The 19,784-nt window shown below is 41.0% G+C and carries 18 protein-coding genes; 2 read left to right on the forward strand and 16 right to left on the reverse strand.

The genetic code is table 11. The features are described from left to right. Positions 1–116: 116 nt before the first annotated feature. From SFC66_RS08850 to SFC66_RS08925, 16 genes are all read right to left on the reverse strand, one after another. Positions 117–749 carry a type 1 glutamine amidotransferase family protein gene (locus SFC66_RS08850; protein ID WP_411218328.1) on the reverse strand — a complete coding sequence of 211 codons (633 nt, stop codon included), beginning with the start codon at positions 747–749 and terminating at the stop codon, positions 117–119. Between the two features lie 71 nt (positions 750–820). Next, on the reverse strand, positions 821–1,786 hold the full coding sequence (locus tag SFC66_RS08855) for a helix-turn-helix transcriptional regulator (RefSeq protein ID WP_411218329.1): 966 nt from the start codon (positions 1,784–1,786) through the stop codon (positions 821–823). A gap of 291 nt (positions 1,787–2,077) precedes the next feature. Beyond that, complete coding sequence (locus SFC66_RS08860) at positions 2,078–2,965, reverse strand: alpha/beta hydrolase family protein (protein WP_411218330.1); 888 nt, start codon at positions 2,963–2,965, stop codon at positions 2,078–2,080. 236 nt (positions 2,966–3,201) lie between these two features. After that, entirely contained in the window at positions 3,202–3,996 is a 795-nt protein-coding gene (locus SFC66_RS08865) for a nucleotidyltransferase domain-containing protein (RefSeq protein ID WP_411218331.1), read from the reverse strand. A gap of 377 nt (positions 3,997–4,373) precedes the next feature. Beyond that, positions 4,374–4,688, reverse strand: coding sequence for a DMT family transporter (locus SFC66_RS08870; RefSeq protein WP_411218332.1), 315 nt, complete (start codon positions 4,686–4,688; stop codon positions 4,374–4,376). 2 nt (positions 4,689–4,690) lie between these two features. Further along, the gene (locus tag SFC66_RS08875; RefSeq protein ID WP_411218724.1) at positions 4,691–5,041 is read right to left on the reverse strand and encodes a DMT family transporter; all 351 of its coding nucleotides are present in this window, start codon (positions 5,039–5,041) and stop codon (positions 4,691–4,693) included. An 81-nt stretch (positions 5,042–5,122) separates the two neighbouring features. After that, entirely contained in the window at positions 5,123–5,686 is a 564-nt protein-coding gene (locus SFC66_RS08880) for a TetR/AcrR family transcriptional regulator (RefSeq protein WP_411218333.1), read from the reverse strand. Positions 5,687–6,056: 370 nt separating this feature from the next. Then, positions 6,057–6,962 (reverse strand): shikimate dehydrogenase, encoded by a 906-nt coding sequence (aroE, locus tag SFC66_RS08885; RefSeq protein WP_411218334.1) that lies wholly within the window; start codon positions 6,960–6,962, stop codon positions 6,057–6,059. Between the two features lie 28 nt (positions 6,963–6,990). After that, positions 6,991–8,178: an MFS transporter gene (locus SFC66_RS08890; RefSeq protein ID WP_411218335.1), complete on the reverse strand. Its 1,188-nt coding sequence runs from the start codon at positions 8,176–8,178 to the stop codon at positions 6,991–6,993. A 35-nt stretch (positions 8,179–8,213) separates the two neighbouring features. Further along, the gene (locus tag SFC66_RS08895; RefSeq protein ID WP_411218336.1) at positions 8,214–9,398 is read right to left on the reverse strand and encodes an MFS transporter; all 1,185 of its coding nucleotides are present in this window, start codon (positions 9,396–9,398) and stop codon (positions 8,214–8,216) included. 468 nt (positions 9,399–9,866) lie between these two features. Then, on the reverse strand, positions 9,867–10,883 hold the full coding sequence (locus SFC66_RS08900; RefSeq protein WP_411218337.1) for a LacI family DNA-binding transcriptional regulator: 1,017 nt from the start codon (positions 10,881–10,883) through the stop codon (positions 9,867–9,869). A gap of 227 nt (positions 10,884–11,110) precedes the next feature. Continuing rightward, positions 11,111–12,748 carry a ribosomal protection-like ABC-F family protein gene (gene abc-f / locus SFC66_RS08905; RefSeq protein ID WP_411218338.1) on the reverse strand — a complete coding sequence of 546 codons (1,638 nt, stop codon included), beginning with the start codon at positions 12,746–12,748 and terminating at the stop codon, positions 11,111–11,113. Positions 12,749–13,020: 272 nt separating this feature from the next. Beyond that, on the reverse strand, positions 13,021–14,439 hold the full coding sequence (locus tag SFC66_RS08910) for an amidohydrolase (protein ID WP_411218339.1): 1,419 nt from the start codon (positions 14,437–14,439) through the stop codon (positions 13,021–13,023). Beyond that, on the reverse strand, positions 14,432–15,154 hold the full coding sequence (locus SFC66_RS08915) for a small-conductance mechanosensitive channel (protein WP_411218340.1): 723 nt from the start codon (positions 15,152–15,154) through the stop codon (positions 14,432–14,434). Before SFC66_RS08915 ends, SFC66_RS08910 begins: the two co-directional genes overlap by 8 nt. An 18-nt stretch (positions 15,155–15,172) precedes the next feature. Continuing rightward, a complete protein-coding gene (locus SFC66_RS08920) occupies positions 15,173–15,877 on the reverse strand; it encodes a DUF5058 family protein (RefSeq protein WP_411218341.1) in 705 nt (234 codons plus the stop codon). A gap of 370 nt (positions 15,878–16,247) precedes the next feature. After that, the gene (locus SFC66_RS08925) at positions 16,248–16,838 is read right to left on the reverse strand and encodes a hypothetical protein (RefSeq protein WP_411218342.1); all 591 of its coding nucleotides are present in this window, start codon (positions 16,836–16,838) and stop codon (positions 16,248–16,250) included. A gap of 127 nt (positions 16,839–16,965) precedes the next feature. Between SFC66_RS08925 and spoVB the strand changes: the two genes are divergently transcribed. Then, complete coding sequence (gene spoVB / locus SFC66_RS08930; RefSeq protein ID WP_411218343.1) at positions 16,966–18,492, forward strand: stage V sporulation protein B; 1,527 nt, start codon at positions 16,966–16,968, stop codon at positions 18,490–18,492. Positions 18,493–18,557: 65 nt separating this feature from the next. Next, entirely contained in the window at positions 18,558–19,772 is a 1,215-nt protein-coding gene (locus tag SFC66_RS08935; RefSeq protein WP_411218344.1) for a DHH family phosphoesterase, read from the forward strand. The last annotated feature ends 12 nt before the right edge of the window (positions 19,773–19,784 follow it).

The raw sequence follows: 19,784 nt of genomic DNA on the forward strand, positions 1-19,784 counted from the left end.
TGAATGCACAATAGCACAAACTATAACTATGGAGGAAGTGCATCAGGATTACAGTATATTAAAAAAGCTCAACTTCTCTACAAATCAAAATAGAGAAGTTGAGCTTTTCAGTTACTTCAATCATTTATTGAATTCATTAATTGAAAGAAGTATCCAGGCTTATGAGTCTTATTGAGGTTATACCATGAATGTAATGCATCTGGTGAACATACATCTATCTTTTTCAGTACTTCCATAGCAAATTCCAGAGGAGCTATTCCAGATGCAGTTACTAAACTCGCATCAGATATCGCAGCTCCCAACTCATAGAACTTTTCTCCTTTATAGTTGGGACATACCATTTTAGTGTAATCTAAGTTATTACTTGTATGCTTTCTATTATCTAAATATCCCATATTCGCAAGACCTTCAATTGCACCACAAATTGCAGCAACAATAGTACCAACCTTTAAGGCTTGGCCAATCCTTTCCAAGATAGGTTGATGCATTTCTTCACTCCAGGTAGTCCCTCCTGGTAAAATTAAAAGATCTTTACTCTCAAAAGTACATTCATCAAGAGAAATATCTGGTTTTATGCTCAGTCCCCCCATAGTAGTAATCATTTCTTTATTGACTCCTACTGTAATTACTTTAAAAGGTGCTACATCTTTTTTGAAATATCTTCCTGAGTTTAGTTCAGCAATTAAATATCCATATTCCCAGTCAGACATTGTATGAAATACATAAAGAAAAGCTTTTTTAGTTTGCATCCAATAACTCTCCAATCGTAATTGATATAGCTATTGTAAGATAACTACCCTGACAGTTAACGTCAGGGTAGTTATCTTTCTTGATGAAACTCTATTAATTCCGTCAGAACTTCAATAAGTCTTTTCTTAAGGCTTATTGGCTCTATAACTCTGACAGATTTATTGTATGGTAAAAGTATATAAGGTACATATGTATGTATAATATCTTGTTCAAGAAGAAAAACAGCTTGATTTGGAGTCCGTTTTTGTAAATAATGTCCTAAAAACCAATGTTGGCAAATATCAGCCAATGCACTTTTATCCCCGTTAAGAACCAAAGGTATAATCCCTTCCTTATCTTCTGTAGTTGGAAGCAGACTCTTTACAAAAAAGTCACGTGCCGAAAAATTTTCTGGACGGTTAAACTTATTTCCGGTTAGCATTATACCTTCCATTCGATCTACTCTAAAACTACGGATATCATCTCGGAGATGGCAAAATCCAATCACATACCACTTATTATTCCAATAGATAATTCTGTACGGGTCGACCACTCTATAATTTAAATGGTTTTCGCCACTTTTATGGTAAAGGATTTTTACGGAGTACCCGTCAGCTACTGCCTGTTCCAACTCCTTCAAAGAAGGTTCCATGGAGGGTGAACTTAATCCACTTATTACTTCAAGGCTGGTTAAGTGTTGGTTGATTTTTGTTTCCTGCTCTTGATTGGAATATTTACTTAGTTTTGAAATGGCCCTATTTAGTGCTTCACCTCCATAATACCCAGCTTCTTCAGCAAAAACAGCAGCGTGGAATAGAGAAGTTTGCTCCTCGAAATCAAAAAATAGAGGAGCCTCAATAAAATTGTTCAATAAGGTATATCCACCGTTATGCCCTGGTTCTGAAATTATAGGTACGCCACTTGTTGAAATAGTATCAATATAACGATACACAGTCCTTATATTCATCTCTAGTCTTTCAGAAATTTGTTTCGCTGTAACCTTTTCTCCTGTACGAAGCATCCATAGAATTGCTAACATATTGTCAATCTTAGGCATATACTCCACCTCTATATGAAATTTAGTAGGAAAGTGCCTTGAAGGATTCCGGTTGATTAAACTGACACGTTTCTACCGATTTTCAAAGTAGCACCCCATTTCTGAGATAAGTCTTATGAGACGCTCTTAACTATTATTTTATCAGTCTCCTACACTTTATTGATACAATTGAATCAATTAGCTTATTAGTATTTACCCTATTACCTGTAGCTGGGTACAAATATGGAACATTAAACAACCACATATAGCTCAGCATGAAAGCTTGATTCATTTAACCCGAAAAGGATACTTCTAACGCACAACATGATCTTGAATGAAAGAATATACTAATTCGGCAGCTTCGGTCCGTTTGCTACCTGTAAACCGATGACCTTGGTCTTGAAACTTAATCAATTCGGCATGCTCATAAACTTTGGCTGCTTTTTCGGAATAAGAATATGGCACTGTTTCATCTTTATCACCGTGTATGATAAGCACATCACCTTCATAATTCGATATATGTGCAAAAACATTAAAGTCCCACACATCTTCATAATATACTTTTCCAATATCCATATCCCCAAAAGCCATCACTTCCGGTACATCTTGTAATGTTTGATACTCCTTTCTTTGGTCCGTCCCAATGACAAAAGCAGGGTAAAACAAAATCATCCCGCTTATATCATCTGGCCTGTCGTTTGCAGTTATTGCACTTACAAACCCTCCCTGGCTTGCTCCGAGCAAAAATAAATGATCATCATCTACAAAGTCCAAAGTCTTAACCATATCGATTACGGCATTTAAATCATCCTTTTCCGTCATCACACTCATATCCGTTGTCTTTCCTTCACTTTGGCTCTGATTGCTTCCTCCTCGAAAATCGAATGTGTATACTGCAATCCCGCTCATAGCCAGACTTTTTAATACTGAATTGTCCGCATTATGTGTGCTTGCATAGCCATGTGAATAAATCACTGCCGGAAATTCTTTTTGACCTGATGATTCAGGGATGTAAGCTTTCCCGAATATCTCCATACCGTTCACTTCCAAGCCGATATTTTCTGTAGTATAAGAATATTTCTCATCGCTGAAATAGGTGGCTTTACCTAAGAAATGATATAGCAAAACCATAAGCACTATGGCGCAAATTAAAATGAAGCTTAAGGAGAAGAATAAAATCTTTCTAATATTTATCTTCATTTAAATCCCCCTTCATTTCTTTGTGTTCATTAAATGGATTTATCTTCTTATCAGTAAATGGCTTGAGCATATATGGATCAATCCCAATTTCAGCTACATTCGTTTTATCTGTATCTCTTTGGTACAAAAAAAGAGTTAACACGTAAAAAAAGCGTCAACTCAAAATTTGTCCATGATCTTATCTGTCCGTAAATTACCTCGATTGAAGTTCTCTTCCACAAACTACACTAAGCCCCTTACCACTCGGCAAGAACAGGGGTGTTCTTATACCACCATAATTCATTATCATCATTAGCTCTGCTCAATATTGCGGCAGGGTCTTTTGGGACATTCCATTCACAATAATTCAAAATGGAAAAGACAAAATCATTTTTTGTCTCTTCATCAAGCTTTTGTAAAAATAAATTAGCTTTATCTGCGATGTCCTGTGTTTTTTGATCCAGTTCGCTGAGCGTGGCAATCAACCACTTTTGGCAAGGGAATAGTTTCTCATTGTAAGCTAGCAGCATCCTTGACCCAAACAAAACGATGTCAGCAGCTGCCCGTGTCTTTAAATAAACATTGTTCGTGATGACTGCCTGTTCCCAAAAATAAAAGTTATTTACCATCAGAGCACTGTAAAATGATAATATTTTTTCTTCCTTTTCCCAGACAGGATAAATGGGGATTTGCTTGATCAGTTCATCTATATCGGAATCGTGTGCGAATAAACACCGAGCTCCTATGAAAGCATTACGAGTAGGTTCACTTCCCACTTTAGAAGCTTGAATGAGATAATCCTTTGTAAAGTACTTGATATCAAAATAACCTTTCTCATAAGTGCAGTTCTCCGTAATCACTTCTGAAATCCTATTTTGTTTTATCAATTCCTCATAATATTCATCACTGACTATTAACATGATATCTACATCGGAATCTACTCTTTCATTGCCTTTAGCAACAGATCCACCTAAGATAGCAGCTATAACCTCAGGCTTATCTTTATACATAGAAATGAAATTATCAATGGAATCTTGATGATGTTTGTACATACTACGATCACTCCATGCTATTTATTTTTTATAATCATCAGGCGGTTTTAACTGTCATTATCAAAATTGCGTCGGAAAAAGAACTCCTAAATGGAAGACCTTATTGGTTGTTATCGCCTCACATTACATTTTAATATCTTCGGATGTAAAAATATGGTGTTCTCAATTTATTTTTGGTACTTCTACATTTAGTTTTCCATACAATATCAGTGCTTCGGTTTCAACAATACTTTTCTGCCTCGATATGGATTTCCAACTATGCTTTTAATGCATGGAAACGTAATGCAAAAACCCCATTGCAACTTATTCTTCTAAGTTGCAATGGGGTTTTAGTATCAAGGAACATAAAGAGCGTTACCTAATAAAGTTGACTGATGTTATGAAACGTATTTAAGTCCGACTACGCCGGTGATGATTATTAACAGGCTGAAGATTCTCCCGATGCTCTTGGATTCATGGAAAACAAACATGTTGATCAAAACCGCGCCTGCTGTACCAATACCAGTCCAGACTGCATACGCCACACTAAGCTGTAAATAGTTGAAAGATTGATATAACAAGATAAACGAGCAAAGAAAACCGCCTAAATAAATGATGGCATTCCATACGTTCTTTTTCGTACTGAATTTCTTCAGCCCCACTACACCCACCATCTCAAAGCATGATGCTATCATGACAAATATCCATCCCATACTTAAGCAGCTCCTTTCTGTTTTTGTTTTTCATCTTTGTTATCTGATAGCTTCAGCATGATCACGCCTAGAACTATCAGCAGCATAAATAGCGCTTTCTGAACGCTGAAACTGCCGTCGAATACGTATATGTCCATCAACGCGGATCCTACCGTACCTGCACCTGCAAATATAGCATACACAGTACCAGTAGGCAGTGCTTCACACGCTCTTGATAAAAAGTAGAAATCACAAGCGATTATTCCAACAATCAAAATCCAATGCCAAGGCTCGCTGGCGATATTGAATCCGAAAACCCAGAGTACTTCAAAAACACATGTCAAAATCAAAAAAAGCAATGACTTGTTCATTATGCTTACCATCCTTTATCTTGTCTTTATGAATGAATGTCAGTCATTTTTAGGAGAAAAATAATAATCCTGTTTGGAGGATTATCATTTTTTGATTGCTATACGCAAAAATTGAACCAGTTCGTTTTTATGTTCATTCACTTGCATATGGTTATCATTATATAAAAAGAGCTGTTCAGCGGATGACTCTATTGTCCCGATGATGATCTTAGCAATCGATTTGGAATTTTTGAACTTCCTTACCTGTCCGTTTTCCTGGCCTTGATGGAGCTTGTCTTCTATCCAGTCGTATAGTGGATCATAGATATTTTCCCATTCCTGGATATGAGTTGTTTGGGCCAAACCAGCATAGATCAGTTTTGATAGTTCCCTGTATTCTCTCGTGACGTCAAATACGACATCCACCATCTGCTCGATCAGTTCATCCATGTCTGTCGAATTTGCTTTTTCATCCAATGATGCCAAGATTACCTGCAGCATTTCCTGCGCGATGGACGGCATCACATCGAGCTTTGAAGGGAAATATAAATAAAATGTACCTTGCGCAATGCCGGCTTTCTTCACGATATCGGATATTGTAGCTTTTGTAATGCCTTTTTCCAAGAAGGTTTCAATTGCAGCTTTGGTTATTTTCTCTTTTTTATCCATATATAACGCTCCTAAAAATGACTGACTGTCATTCAGTTATATTCTACCTCGATAAATATGGGATGTCAATGTTGCAGCTTTACAAGTACACGCGAATGATTGTTTCATGATTTTTTTAGTGCCTTCAGATGACCGTTCCATCGTCTCGAAGCATTTGTTATTTCACTTTAACATCTGTAGGCAAAGAAATCATATTAAGTATACCTTTTTTCCGACTGCTCCACTCAGAATCCGTACCTTAAACTACTAGTGAAACAGTTACATGAATCAGCTCTTTGGTAGTTGATAGGTGACCCATATAAATTATGACCATGAAAACAAGCTGTTACTTGCTTTCATGGTCATAATTTTTTACCTTATTAGCTTCTTCTTAAATATCCGTACCGAACATGCTTTCCTTCACTTCTGAAATCGGCATATCTTCCCCTGTGAATAGTTTATAAGCAAGTGCGCCTTGCCATAAGACCATGCCTAGTCCGTTGATTGCTTTGGCACCAGCAGCTTCTGCTTGTGCTAGCAATTTTGTTTTACGAGGGTTATATACAACATCTGTCACTACTAGGTCTTCACGCAGTACATCTGTCATGTCATCGATGATGCTTAATTCGTCCAATGGTTTCATTCCCAGGCTTGTTGCGTTAGCTAAAACAGCACTTTCTGCGATTTCTTTACGGAATGTGTCTTTGTCTTCCAATGGGAATACATTGGCTTTCACGCCGAATTCTTTCATTTCATCATTGATATATGCTGCATTTTCTTCTGCTTTGGAGAAGAATTTATCATTTCTGGCAAAGATGCTGATTTCTTTGATACCGGATTGTACCAACTGAATAGCGATAGGAGTTGCTGCTCCTCCAGAACCGACTAGCGTCACTTTTTTTCCTTCCAAAACTACGCCATGCTCTTCCAAGTTTTTCACGTAGCCCAAACCATCTGTGTTGTATCCGATCAATTTGCCATCTTTGTTCACTACAGTATTACTGGCTCTTGAGAACTTCGCTGTATCATCGAGTTCGTCCAGATACTGGATGATGTCGATTTTGTTTGGCATGGATACATTGAATCCTGCCACTCCCATCGCTTTCATACCTTCAACCGTTTCTTTCAGCTTTTCCGGACCGACTTCAAAAGCTAGATACGCATAATTCAATCCGCTGATCGTATAGCCTAGGTTATGCATTTGCGGAGAAACGCTATGTCCGATCGGAGTAGCGAGTAATCCAACCAAAGTAGTTTTAGCATCGATTTTTGCTAGGTTATTATCGTATTTGTTCATTTTAAAAACTCCTCTAGATTTAAGATTATTAATTAAATACTTTCTTTCCGCGAATAAGAACGAATACTGCAAGCAATATGCTCAATAGAGCAATCACCATATCAAAAACAAGTGTCATGGAGATGCCGATCTGGCTCACTAAAAAGCTCGAAATGATCGGAACCAGGATAAAAGCAGTGCTCCCCGCTATATTGACGTAAGAAGTTGTCGTACCCTTATTTTTCACAAAGAACTGCGTCATGACACTGATAGCCAATTGGAAGATACCAGAAGTCGACAATCCAAGGATGAACGTACAAACGACAACGATGGGATAAGACTGGACAAAGAACAGACAAAGCATAGCAACAAAAGCGACAGCTGGATATACGATCATGATTGTAATCGGCTTGACGAACTTATCCAGTGCAACGGCAAGCAATAGTACGGATACCAATGCACCGATACTGAAGAAACTTAATAGCTGTACAGAAACGTTCTCACTCAAACCGATGAATCTTGAACCTAGCTCCGGAAGCCATGTTTGCCACACAACGAACAAGGATGTGGACGTAAATCCGATAAGGATGATTGCGAGTCCTTCACCCCAGAATTTCGGTTCTTCTTTAAAGCGGCTATCTGAAGATTGCGCAGCAGTTTCATCTTTTGCAACTGTTTTAAATGCCGGGAATGGCATGAAGATCAAGTATATTCCGCTGATCAGGAACAGGATGCCTAACGCGTAGAATGACCAGCCCCATGAAATATCGTTAGCGACTAGGAACGCAAGAATGAATGGCAGCAATGTAGCACCAATGGACATGATTGCTTTTACCAATACCGTAGCGGAGCTTGACTTCTTAGGGAATGATTCAATCAACGCAGGATATGTTCCTGAATCGAGCAAAGAATTGGCTATTCCGGCAGTGATGGCTAATACAAAGGCCACTGGGTAGCTTGACATCAAAGGAATACCAACCAAGAACAGTAAATACAAAAAGCTTCCTGTAATGATGATTGGTTTACGGCCCAGCTTATCCGATAGTCGGCCGGCAAAGAATAAAGCGATCAGTTTACCGATACCGATAGCGGAAACAAGTAAGCTGATTCTTTCTACAGGTTGATTATAGTTTTCCGATAGATCACTCATGTTTGAAGCGATGATGATGTTGATCATCCCGAGCATGAAGTAATTCAAATACATGCCCAGCGATGTTTTGATATATGGATTCTTCATTTATTTTTCTCCTTTTTAAAATTTAAGGTAAGTAATTATTGGGTTATCTTTGATAATGATCTTATTTGCTTCGAAAGATAAATAGCTAAGCACGTACTCAGTACAGCAATACATAAATCAAAATAAAATACAGCAGATACACCGATGTGCTTCGTTAGCATACTTGTTATGAATGGTATAACCATAAAAGCAACACTGGCAGCTGCACTTACATATGACACGCTTACTCCTTTATTGGCTGGGAATAAGTCGATCATCACAGTCATAGCCAGCTGGTACATTCCCGACGTGAATAATCCAAGGAAAAATGCAATGAATGGCGCAAGTGATGGATTACGGGAGAAAAGCAGAACCGCTAAAATGATGGTTGCTATACCAGGTGTAACAATCATTGCTGTGATGGGCTTGATGATTTTTTTCAGTAATACTGCAAGCACCAAGATACAAATCAATCCGCCCATGCTGTAAAAACTTAACAATTCCACCGCATTCTTTTCGTTCAACTGTATGACATCCTGACCATAAGTGGGCAGCCACGTTTGAATGACGGATGATAGCGATACAGAAAAGAAACCGATGACGACAAGAGCAGCTCCTTCTTTCCAACCGAACAAGTTGGGTGAATCCTGGTCACTCGTTTCCTCAGAAGGAGCTTTTGTATGCATACCAGGAAATCTGATCGTCACGAAATACATGCTCAGAACAGCAAATAGGGCTGCAGGAATGAAAAATGCATAACCAAAGAATATATCTCGTGACATAAACAATGTTATTAATCCGGGTAAAATTATTGCGCCCACTGACATAAAGGCTTTCAATAACACAATGGCAGTCCCTGACGCAGCTTTGAAACCTTCATTCAAGGCCGGATATGCACCTGAATCCAGGAGCGAATTGCTGACCCCAGCAAAGAAAGCAAACAGCACTGCTATTTGAAAGTGTGTCGTTAATGGTGTTCCAACAAGAAATACTGCATATAACAAAGCAGCTGCAATGACTAAAGGTTTTCTTCCATACCGATCGGATAACTTCCCGGCAATATTTATTGAAAGTAAATGGCCGATTCCCACTACAGAAATCAAAAGGCTGATATCTGTCCTGGCAACATTCAATCGCTCGGATAAAAAAGACATATTCGATGCGAGCATGATATTGACCATTCCTAATAGTAAATAACTTAGGTAGATTCCCAATCCCATTTTTAAATACGGATATTTCATGTGCTGTCCCCTTTGTAAAAAAACTTATATTTGTTAATAGACATTCAATTGTAAACTACTATTGACGAGCCAGTAACAAATACAAGTATAACCTGACGATTATTTTCACTCCTTTCCACCCTGACAATAGAATTTTGCAATTTGGTAACAAATAATACATCGTAAAGATAAATGTAGGTTTATCGATGTACAAAATAAATTAAACTAAACATCAAAATCCCTTTATGAAGGCTGTTTTAAGTTAGTATATCGATATACTAATAACGCGCAAAACCTACTATACTCCTCCTGGAAAAGTGTGTCAATTATGTGAAGTTATTCACAGAAATAAATATGTGCACCCATTTAAAGTGCTCATCGTTCGGTATATCCCTTCTGTTAAGATAAAAAAACACCTTCTATCGCATTCTGGATGTTCCATAACGATCCATTGCTGATAGAAAGTGTTATTATTCTCAGATTAACTATTCATTTAGACGTATCCCTTACCACAAGCTCCGGTTTTAAGATGATGCGTTGCAGTTCTGTGCTTTCACCGCTTATCTTACTATGTAGGAGCTTAGCCGCTTGGATACCGATCGATTTGGGGAAGGAAGAGACGGTCGTCAAAGGCGGATGGTATATTTCCGCATCTGGTATATTGTCAAAACCGACAATATCCATGTCACTTCCAACTTCTATACCTTGTTTGGACAATACCTTCATCACCCCAAAAGCAATCATATCACTGAAACAAAAAATCGCTGTAGGAGGATTGGAGGAACTTAACAATGCCAATGCGGCTTCTTCTCCCCCTTCAATGGTGGGAGAACTGTCTATGATGATACTTTCATCAAATAACAAATCATTCTCCTTGTATGCCCTGCGGTACCCTTCCATTCTTCCTATCCATGTGGAAGATTCACGGATCCCGCCTAGAAATGCTATTCTCCTGTGACCTTTTTTGACTAAGTGGGTAACTGCTTGATAAGCTCCTTGCTCATAATCGATACCTACATAATCTGCATTGATCGTATGTAATTCCCTGTTTGCCAGTACGAGCGGAATCTTTAAATTATTCAAGTGTTTCACGGTCTTTTCCAAACTTCTGGAGGAAGGATTCAAAATTAAACCATCCACCCTATGTTCCACCATGGTGGAAATGAGATTTTGCTGTTTTTCTGCATTATCAAAAGTTGTACCTAAAAGGACGGTATAACCGAATTCTTCCAGTTTATTTTGTGCACCTATCAAAAACTCGGAAATGAACTTATTCGCTATATTAGTCACAATCACTCCGATCAGATTGGAACTTTGCGAACGCATATTTGCGGCTACTCGATCATAGATGTACCCTAATTCCTCAATGGAATTCAGAACTCTTTCCCGAGTTGCCTGTGAGATTCTAGGATTATTTCTCACGACAAGCGATGCGGTAGTAGTGGAGACGCCTGCATGTTCTGCTACTTCTTGTAATGTAATCCGCTTATTCTGGTTATTCGCCATTTGTTTCACCAACTTTTGTTTTCTGTTTCAATTATAGTATATATGTAAAACCTATTGTAACCCGCATAAAAAATTACCGACGGTTTTATCGCAATGGCTGTATTCGTGCCGGTCGCTGTATGTTGCGGCAGATCAATCCATTTACAAGACAGTAAGAAAAACACTCGATGATTAAACGAGCGCTTTTCTTCATTCATCATAACAGTATTGTGACAAGTATGCAGATGTCAGTGATTCTTTAACTCGTTGATTTTGCTTGTCAAATTCAAAAAACGTGAATCGAGTTCCTTGTATGCTGCATCTGTTGGGTCAAGCATACTCAGCTTCCCTAATACTTCTTGGCGCTCATTTTCAAGCTGCATCAGCAGTATATCATCTTCTTTATCTGACTCCGCTGCTATAGCACCTGGATTTTTCCTCATCATTTCATCCTCTATGATCAGTTGCGTATCTGTCACTGTTTCACGGAAATAACGATCGTGTGAAATGACAAGCAGCGTTCCGCTATAAGCTGTGAGCGTTCGTTCCAATTGTTCCCGGGATGGAAGATCCATATGATTTGTAGGTTCATCCAATAAAAGGACATCCTTATCTGCCAGTATATGTTGCATAAGCTTGAGTTTCACACGCTCTCCCATACTCATATCTGCAATCGGAAGCATCCAGCTTTCCGTCTCGAATCCTAGATGCAAAAGCAATGTTTGTACCTGCCCTCTCTCTGCGAATGATTCCTGCGGAAAGATCTCTGCTGGAGACTTATCCAGTGGCAGATCATAGACATCCTGTGAGAGATAGCCGATGTTTGCTGTCGGTGATAGCCATATCTCGCCTGTGTATGGTTCGTTATCCTTTATCATACGGAAAAAGGTTGTCTTACCGCATCCGTTCGGTCCTTCTAAACTGACTTTCTCTCCATGCTTAATCGTAAAATTTGCATCGCAAAATAGCATTTTATCTTTATATCGCTTCGTTACCTTTTTGCATTCCAAAAATCGTTTGCCTTTTTTACGTGCTGTTTTAAGTTCGAAACTTATATGTTGTTCCGGCGCGACAGCTTCGAAACGCTTCATTTCCAATTCATTTTCCAGCCGCTTTCTTTTGGATTTTATAGCTCTGTCCATCCGTTTCGCCTTTTTACGATAATATTCCTTGGCACCTTCTTGTTTGGTGGATTGCGCATGCGCCTTGGAGCTCCAGTTTTGCAGCGAATCCATTTGGCCTTCTATTTGTTTGATACGCTTTTGCTGCTTTTCATAGGCGTGCTGCTGGGCTGCTTTTGCCTTTTTTCGATGATCCGTATAGGCCGTATAATTCCCTTCAAAGGTATGAAGTGTTTTTTCTTCTATAGCCCAAATCTTTGACACCACTTGGTCTAATAAATAGCGGTCATGCGAAACAATCACGAATGTTTTAGTAGATTGTTTGATTTCTTCCACTAGCATGCGGACACTGTCTTCATCCAGGTGGTTTGTTGGTTCATCCAGCAGCACTATATCCGCCTTGCTTGTAAGTCCGCTCGCAAGCCTAGCTTTTAGCTTCTCCCCGCCGCTCATACTTTGGTAGGAAACAGACGGGACATTCCATTTGTTCCGCAGAATCGCTGCCTCAGTTTGAGCTTGATCACAGCTATGATCGTCCTTTTCCTGTTCAACCATTTCTGTAATAAGGGAAGCATCCTTTTTAAGCGTCCCTTCGGTAACTTGTTTATTTCCTGCCAAGATCTGCAGCAATGTGCTTTTACCAGCGCCATTCCTTCCTATTATGCCAACGACATCCCCTTCATGAATAGTGGCATTAGCCTGATGTATGATTAGACGTTCACCGTACATATGACTGATTTGTTGTAATTTGATCAGCTCTTGCATTAGCATTCACTCCTTGATATCAGGAGGACAGAAAAAATCCTCCCAATATGAATTGGAAGGATTAGCCGTACCAGGAAGACACATATATCTTAACGAGAGGTATACGTATCCGTTCGATTTGAAGATGGGCAGACTAATCCTATTTTTTACGCGTTGAAAAAGAATTTTTTCAATTCGTGGAAAAAGAAGATTAGTCAATCATTGTTCACCCATCATCCTCTCGTGTTTGTTGGTTACAGTATATCAAAAGGGGAATGGAAGTCAATTACAACTCAAATGAATTGCTCTTTACGTTTTGTTCCGGGAGCCGACACTGTCTCCCCAAGACCGGCTTGATACGGTCTGTCTGCAGTCATTGTGTTGAATTCATCTTTTGCTTGTTCAACGAGTGCCGGTTCTGTCAGAAGATCATACGCTGTCAAAGCCATGATTTTAGCTGCATAATGCATTCCCTTCAGTCCGATGCTTGTTCCGAACACTGCCGTAGCTTGCCATGCATGCACTTGGGTTCCGATCGGTCCGCAAGTGGTGCCGATACTGGCAAGGGGCGTAATCCAGCTCACATCGGCAACATCGGTTGAACCTGGCATTGTCTTATCCTTCATCGACATGTCATAGAAGTTCTTGGTTGGAAGAATATCATTCGTTTCGAGCTGAAGGTTGCGGCGTGATTGTTCGATAAGTTTCGGATCCATCGATTTACGTAAAATGGAAGCATAAGCCACTTCGTCCGCCGTGAAGCTTTCCATCGGATAATCCTCCATATTGCGATAATTCAACGTATCCAATATGTCATTTGTCAGCATATGATAGCAATTGGCCAAAAGTTCATGTGACGTTGATGTGCCTGTAATCAATGCCGCCCCTTTTGCTATATCATGCATGCGCGTCAGCATATCCTCTACTTGATCCCTGTTCGCTCCTCGCAGATAATACCATACTTCTGCCTCATCCGGAACGATATTCGGTGCTTGCCCGCCGTTTGTAATGCTATAGTGAATCCTGGTACCATCCTCCAGATGCTCCCGCAGATAATTAGCTCCGATGTTCATGATTTCGACTGCATCAAGCGCACTGCGACCTGCATGCGGTGCACCAGCGGCATGTGCCGGAACACCATGGAAACGGTACTTGATGGAAATCATTGCTTGGGTGCTATAATTCTGGACTACATTGCTTGTTCCAGGATGCCAGGTAAGGCAGCAATCCAAATCATCGAATACACCCTCCCTGGCCATGAAGGTCTTTCCTGAGAGTACTTCTTCAGCTGGACAGCCATAATAGCGGATCGTACCCTTCACTATGTCTTGATCGATAAGCTGCTTTAACCCTAACACCGCCTCCACTCCCGCAGTTCCGAGCAGATGATGGCCGCACGCGTGACCTGGTCCCTGATCGCTGACTGGATCCTTATAAGGCTTGCTCGATTGCGAAAGTCCAGGCAGCGCATCAAATTCACCCAATATGCCGATGATGGGATGCCCATTCCCGTATTCTGCATAAAAAGCTGTTTGCATTCCGCCAATGTTATCTGTTATATAAAAACCTGCCTCTGCCAAAATGTCCTTCTGTGCTTTGCTTGCGTACGTTTCTTCGTATGCAACTTGCGGATGCTGCCATATATCAAGTGCCAGACTCCCAGTGACGTTTTCCATTTCCTCCAGATTGCGGATCAGTTCTTTTTTACTCATGAATCATCTCTCCTTCATTTTTCGTTTTGCTGTCCAATAAAACACAGATGACCACTGTCAGGAACATACAGACCAAACCTTTGAAGAAGACGGGTATCGGCAGCTGTGTCATCAGGATGCCGAAGATGATGCCAATAACACCGAATAGAGGTTTTTTCATAGCCAATTGTGCGATCATACCGCCGAAAATAGCTGGAATGATGTAAGCAAATGCAGCCTGCAAGGATTCCGGAATGATGGATAGGATATATGATCCTGCCAATATGACTGGGATCAACACGGCAATATTCATGAAACTAGCTGCCGCTATGGCCAGTGTCGCTGCCACTTCCCCTTTCCTCGTTCCAGGTTCGGCGCCGATGACCTGTTGTGCCGCTGCAGCAGACGGCAGACACATATTCGCAATATTGCCAGTCAGGAAACTAAGGTACGTTCCGGAGACGCCAAGTGTTGCGTAATAGCTGACCGGCTCCACCACCCAAGCAAAACCGACGAGTGCAATATAGGCTAGAAAAGCAGCGAATATGGCTTGCCAGCCAGGATGATATCCAGCCACGAACGATAGATAAAGTGGCAGAGCTGCCGATAAGACAATCACACAGCCAATCGTGAGCCTGCCCCAGAAATGAGCATTTACGTGGAAAGCATCGAATGATTGCTGATGTGTTTCCAACACCTTTTCCTGTACTACTATTTCTTCCGCCGTTTTAACCATTTTCCTATCCCTCCCTTTTTATCCGATAAAATACCCGACTGTCAGACCGCCAATGATAGCAAAACCAAGTGCCCATTCTTTCAACCAGTTCATTTGCAGTTTATTTGCTAGAAATAAGGTACAGACCGTAATCAGGATGCTCGTGAAGATGACCAAAGTATGACCGCCGCTTTTAACTGCTTCATTTGCTGCAAAGTAACCGAACGCACCGAGCATGGCTGCTGTCGATATGATGACCATCTTCTTTGTGCCATTCTTCCTTGCAGTGATTTTCTTCTGAAACGACCCTAACGACTTTGTAAAGAAAAAGGTGACGATAAGCCAACCTGTACCGCCTATGCATAATGTCCAAGCGATGGTTGTGAACGCCTCAGGTCCGAAGTTAGCCGACCCAAGCTCTGTACCATACGCTGTCGAAGCCATTTGGGCACCAAGGGACTCGGTAGCGGAGGAGCCGATAATTGCACTGCGCATCATCGTAAGCGGGTTACCGATCAAACTCATTAGCGAGACGGCAATGATGATATTGCCTAAGGCAGGACCGATGGCAGCAATGGCACCTGTTTTCATTGCACTGCGGGCCTCGCGGTCAGTCATTCCTACGCTTGCTTTCACTTGGAAAGCTGATCTCATGAATACGACTCCTTGAAATATGACGATAGAAACGACGAGCAAGCAGAACACCCATAAAACTCCACTATTCATGACATCATTTATCGGCAATTTTTATCCTCCTCGATATTATTGATTTTTCTGATTATTATGTTAATTGTCTCGGTACCTTCTGTCAAAACTTTTATGAAAAACAGGCCTATGGAAGTAAGGGTTCAGTCAAATCAATACGAAATCGTACCTAGCACTTGTCAGATTTTTTACCAAAACCATTAGATTCGTGTTACTCCTCTTGGTTTCTCCAACATAAAAAGCATATGTCGTCCTTCTGCTTGAAAAATAAAAAGAGCAAATTCAAATTGAACAGAATTTGCTCTTCACAGCTCCATTTTCAATGAAAATTCGATTTAATATAAGAGTGCTCTTCTTCACTATTCGTACAGCAATCTAAGTATTTGTTATACGAACTCTGATTATGAAATCAGTCTTCCCAATAAAAAAGAGCATCCATATACAAATACTCTCCCGGTTTCCGGTAGATCGTCGGAATGATCGTCTGAAAAGGCAATGGAGCCCCCATACTTTTCGCATCCATCAGCTCGAAACCGAATATCTGCAAAGCTGCTTTCAATTTCTCAGCTGTATTTTGCAGTTCTTCACCTACATACAATCGGTCGGGACCATCGAGTAATGAGCCATATCCTCTGCCAACTTCTTCATTCGTCACACTATGGATCATTCTATATCTGTCATCCGCACCCATTATAGCAACAGGAGCTAAACGACAAACAGCAATGATGATACCCTCCCTTTCTTCTACGCGATGATTGTCTTTTTGTTGAACGACTGTAACATCTTTTCTGCTATAACAGTAAAATTCAACATAAGAGCTATAACCGCTGCCAAAATGATTCCATTCTGCTTCACAAACAATATGTGGCATATGGTTTATGTAATGGTATAGCCGCCGTATATGAGCTTCTATTTCCGTTTCATCATTTGTGTTATACGGAAAACTATCACCGACAGCTTGGCCCGAAATCACATTCTGTAACTCATGATTCGAATACATCCACTTCAGTCCTCCTTTTGTCATTTAAATCACGATCACGGGAACTATCCTATCCGCCAAGTCAGCTTGACATAAATCTTACCATCCATACATACATCTAAACCATGGACAAGTTGAGGTGACAAATGTGGGAAAACAATCATTATTAAAAGGTACGATCATTTTGGCCGTGGCAGCTTGTTACAGCAAACTGATCGGGTTCATGAACGGAATCGTTTTGTCACGACTGCTCGGACCGGAAGGAATCGGGCTCGCGATGATGGCGATGCCGGTAACGGGTCTGCTGATAGCCATTACGGGCTTTGGGTTGGAAGTCGCAGTCGCCAATTTGGTAGCAGAGAATAATGCGACCAACGATCGGACAAGGCTGCGGCATGTCCTTTCCCTCTCCTTCCTAATCACAGGTACATTGAGCATCATCACATCTCTGCTGCTGTTCAGTGTCATTCATTTTGCTCCTGGGATTTTATTTGCCGATGAACGGGCAATCTACACATTCACTGCCATCATCCCGATTATCCCGATTGTGGCGATATCCTCAATACTTAAGGGATATTTTCATGGAAAGCAGTATATGTCGCCCGGTGCCTTCGCTTCGATTTTGGAACAAAGTGTTCAAGTCATCGTCACTTTTATGCTCGTTCAATATCTGCTTCCATATGGACTTGGTGTAGCTGCAGCTGGTGCCGTGATCAGTATGGTGATCGGGGAAGCAATATCTTTAGGTGTCCTTATGATCGCTTTCAACAGGCAAAAAGAGTTCAAGTGGCGTTTTTTGCATATCATCCGTGATCTTGTCCGTGATGGTAAACAGCACACACGCGACTTGTTCAAAGTGGCATTACCAAATACTGGCAGTCACCTTGTCAATAGCTTTGCAGGTGTCCTGCTGCCGATCATCATCACGCACAGTTTCTTGACAGCCGGGCTCACTGCCGAGACAGCCACAGAAACGTATGGACTCTTGATGGGGTACGTCATGCCGCTCGTATTCGTCCCGACATTCATCACACACTCCTTATCGACGAACTTGCTGCCGAGCATCAGTGATTTGTATGCGCGACGTCAATTCAAGGAAATGTACAGCAATATAAACCAAGTAATCAACGTTACCATGATGATCTGCATACCTTGGGCGCTGTTTCTTTATTTCTTTGCAACAGATCTGACCAGTTTATTTTACCATTCCGAGGAAGCCGGTCTGCTCATTCAGAAAATGATTTTTTGTTTTATGCTCAGTTATTTGCAGATTCCACTGCAAGCGGTGCTGATTGGTATTGGAAAGAGCAGTGTTGTTTTATACAACAACCTCATCGCGGCACTTGCAAGTCTTTTGATGATTTATTTCGTCGCCTCCCAGCCGAGTATGGGTGTCAATGGCGTCATCCTCGGACTGAACTTAGGGGAAGTTCTGGGCACAGTGCTTCACTTTGCAAGTCTTTATCAAGCAGTGCGTTTCCCATTCAGCTTCGCCAGGTTCTATAAACTGCTCCTTTGCATCACCTGCATGGCATCTTGTGCGATTTTCCTATACGTGACGCTTGACTCTTATATAACGAACGGTTATGTGCTTTTAAGCAGTGTATTGCTGATTTCCGCAAGCTTTTATATGCTCCTTCTGCACCGTTTCCGTCTATTCAGCCAAGAGAGGTAGAAGAATCATGCTTGAAGCCGATAATTCCGCTAGGTTATACTTATACTAGTAATTGAGGTGAAGACATGTATAAACTATTGACACATAATGACCTGGACGGTGTCGGTTGCGGTATTTTAGCGACACTAGCTTTTGGGGAGGATGTTGATATCCGCTATAACTCCATCAGCAGTCTGAACGAAGAAGTAAAAAAATTCCTGGCTGATGAAACCCAACATGAGAAAGAATTATGGGTGACGGATTTGGCAGTGAACGAGGAAAACGAAGCTGCTATCAGCACATTCGTTAAATCCGGCGGTAAAGCCCGCCTTGTAGATCATCATAAAACAAGCGAGCACTTGAATGCTCACGACTGGGCATGGATCGAAACAAAGCAAGAAGATGGCAGACAAACTTCAGCAACAAGCATGATGTATGATGTCCTTGTAAAAGAAGGTCATCTAGAGAAAACACAAGCGGTGAGCGAATTTGTCGAGCTCGTACGCCAGTATGATACATGGGAATGGGAGAAACGGCAGAATGAGGCAGCTAAGCAGCTGAATGCCCTCCTCTTCCTTCAAAGCATCGAAGAATTCGCTGACGAGATGATCCAGCGTCTGCAGCACAGTGAAACTTTCGTTTTCAGTGACTTGGAAGAGAAATTGCTGCAAGTGCAGGATGCCCAAACAGCACGCTATATTCGCAAAAAAAGGAAACAAGTTGTCCCTGTTAAGGTAGATACATATCTAGCCGGTGTCGTTCATGCAGAGTCTTATCTCTCTGAATTAGGAAATGATTTAGGTAAGACCTTCCCCCATCTTGATTTGATCATCATGGTGATGATGGGTACGAAGCGTTTGAGTCTCCGGACCATCCACGATGATGTCGACGTATCGGCACTTGCCGGCAAGTATGGCGGAGGCGGACATCAGAAAGCTTCGGGGGCTTCTTTGACAGAAGAAGCTTTTGAACTGTTCGTCAAAAACGCTTTCGACTTGCAGACATTGCGTCCGGACGCTGCCGAAAACAGATTCAACGTCCCTGAAAACGACCTTGGTACATTGTACGTCAATGAGCAGAACGATAAATTCCTGATCGTACAGCAAAACCGCAAGTTTTATATCATGAAAAATCAGCAGCCTGCTGAACATGGGTTCGAATCTTTCGCAGAAGCGGAAAAACAACTTAAACGAGATGAGCTCGCTTTTCTTGTGACGGATCATCGCTATGTGAAATATTTGAGTGAACGTGTGAAGAAACAAGATCTGTCGGTAGATCAGCCGGTCCAAAAAAATCAATAATACAAAAAGGCG

Source organism: Terribacillus saccharophilus (assembly GCF_046592895.1).
Classification (GTDB): Bacteria; Bacillota; Bacilli; order Bacillales; family Amphibacillaceae; genus Terribacillus; species Terribacillus saccharophilus_D.

What these genes read in the sequence shown, in the direction of transcription:
- SFC66_RS08910 (WP_411218339.1), bottom strand. Translation starts at nt 14,439, where the DNA reads ATGAGTAAAAAAGAACTGATCCGCAATCTGGAGGAAATGGAAAACGTC.
- SFC66_RS08865 (WP_411218331.1), bottom strand. Translation starts at nt 3,996, where the DNA reads ATGTACAAACATCATCAAGATTCCATTGATAATTTCATTTCTATGTAT.
- SFC66_RS08855 (WP_411218329.1), bottom strand. Translation starts at nt 1,786, where the DNA reads ATGCCTAAGATTGACAATATGTTAGCAATTCTATGGATGCTTCGTACA.
- SFC66_RS08870 (WP_411218332.1), bottom strand. Translation starts at nt 4,688, where the DNA reads ATGGGATGGATATTTGTCATGATAGCATCATGCTTTGAGATGGTGGGT.
- SFC66_RS08860 (WP_411218330.1), bottom strand. Translation starts at nt 2,965, where the DNA reads ATGAAGATAAATATTAGAAAGATTTTATTCTTCTCCTTAAGCTTCATT.
- SFC66_RS08915 (WP_411218340.1), bottom strand. Translation starts at nt 15,154, where the DNA reads ATGGTTAAAACGGCGGAAGAAATAGTAGTACAGGAAAAGGTGTTGGAA.
- SFC66_RS08895 (WP_411218336.1), bottom strand. Translation starts at nt 9,398, where the DNA reads ATGAAATATCCGTATTTAAAAATGGGATTGGGAATCTACCTAAGTTAT.
- abc-f (WP_411218338.1), bottom strand. Translation starts at nt 12,748, where the DNA reads ATGCAAGAGCTGATCAAATTACAACAAATCAGTCATATGTACGGTGAA.
- aroE (WP_411218334.1), bottom strand. Translation starts at nt 6,962, where the DNA reads ATGAACAAATACGATAATAACCTAGCAAAAATCGATGCTAAAACTACT.
- SFC66_RS08935 (WP_411218344.1), top strand. Translation starts at nt 18,558, where the DNA reads ATGTATAAACTATTGACACATAATGACCTGGACGGTGTCGGTTGCGGT.
- SFC66_RS08925 (WP_411218342.1), bottom strand. Translation starts at nt 16,838, where the DNA reads ATGTATTCGAATCATGAGTTACAGAATGTGATTTCGGGCCAAGCTGTC.
- SFC66_RS08900 (WP_411218337.1), bottom strand. Translation starts at nt 10,883, where the DNA reads ATGGCGAATAACCAGAATAAGCGGATTACATTACAAGAAGTAGCAGAA.
- SFC66_RS08890 (WP_411218335.1), bottom strand. Translation starts at nt 8,178, where the DNA reads ATGAAGAATCCATATATCAAAACATCGCTGGGCATGTATTTGAATTAC.
- SFC66_RS08880 (WP_411218333.1), bottom strand. Translation starts at nt 5,686, where the DNA reads ATGGATAAAAAAGAGAAAATAACCAAAGCTGCAATTGAAACCTTCTTG.
- SFC66_RS08850 (WP_411218328.1), bottom strand. Translation starts at nt 749, where the DNA reads ATGCAAACTAAAAAAGCTTTTCTTTATGTATTTCATACAATGTCTGAC.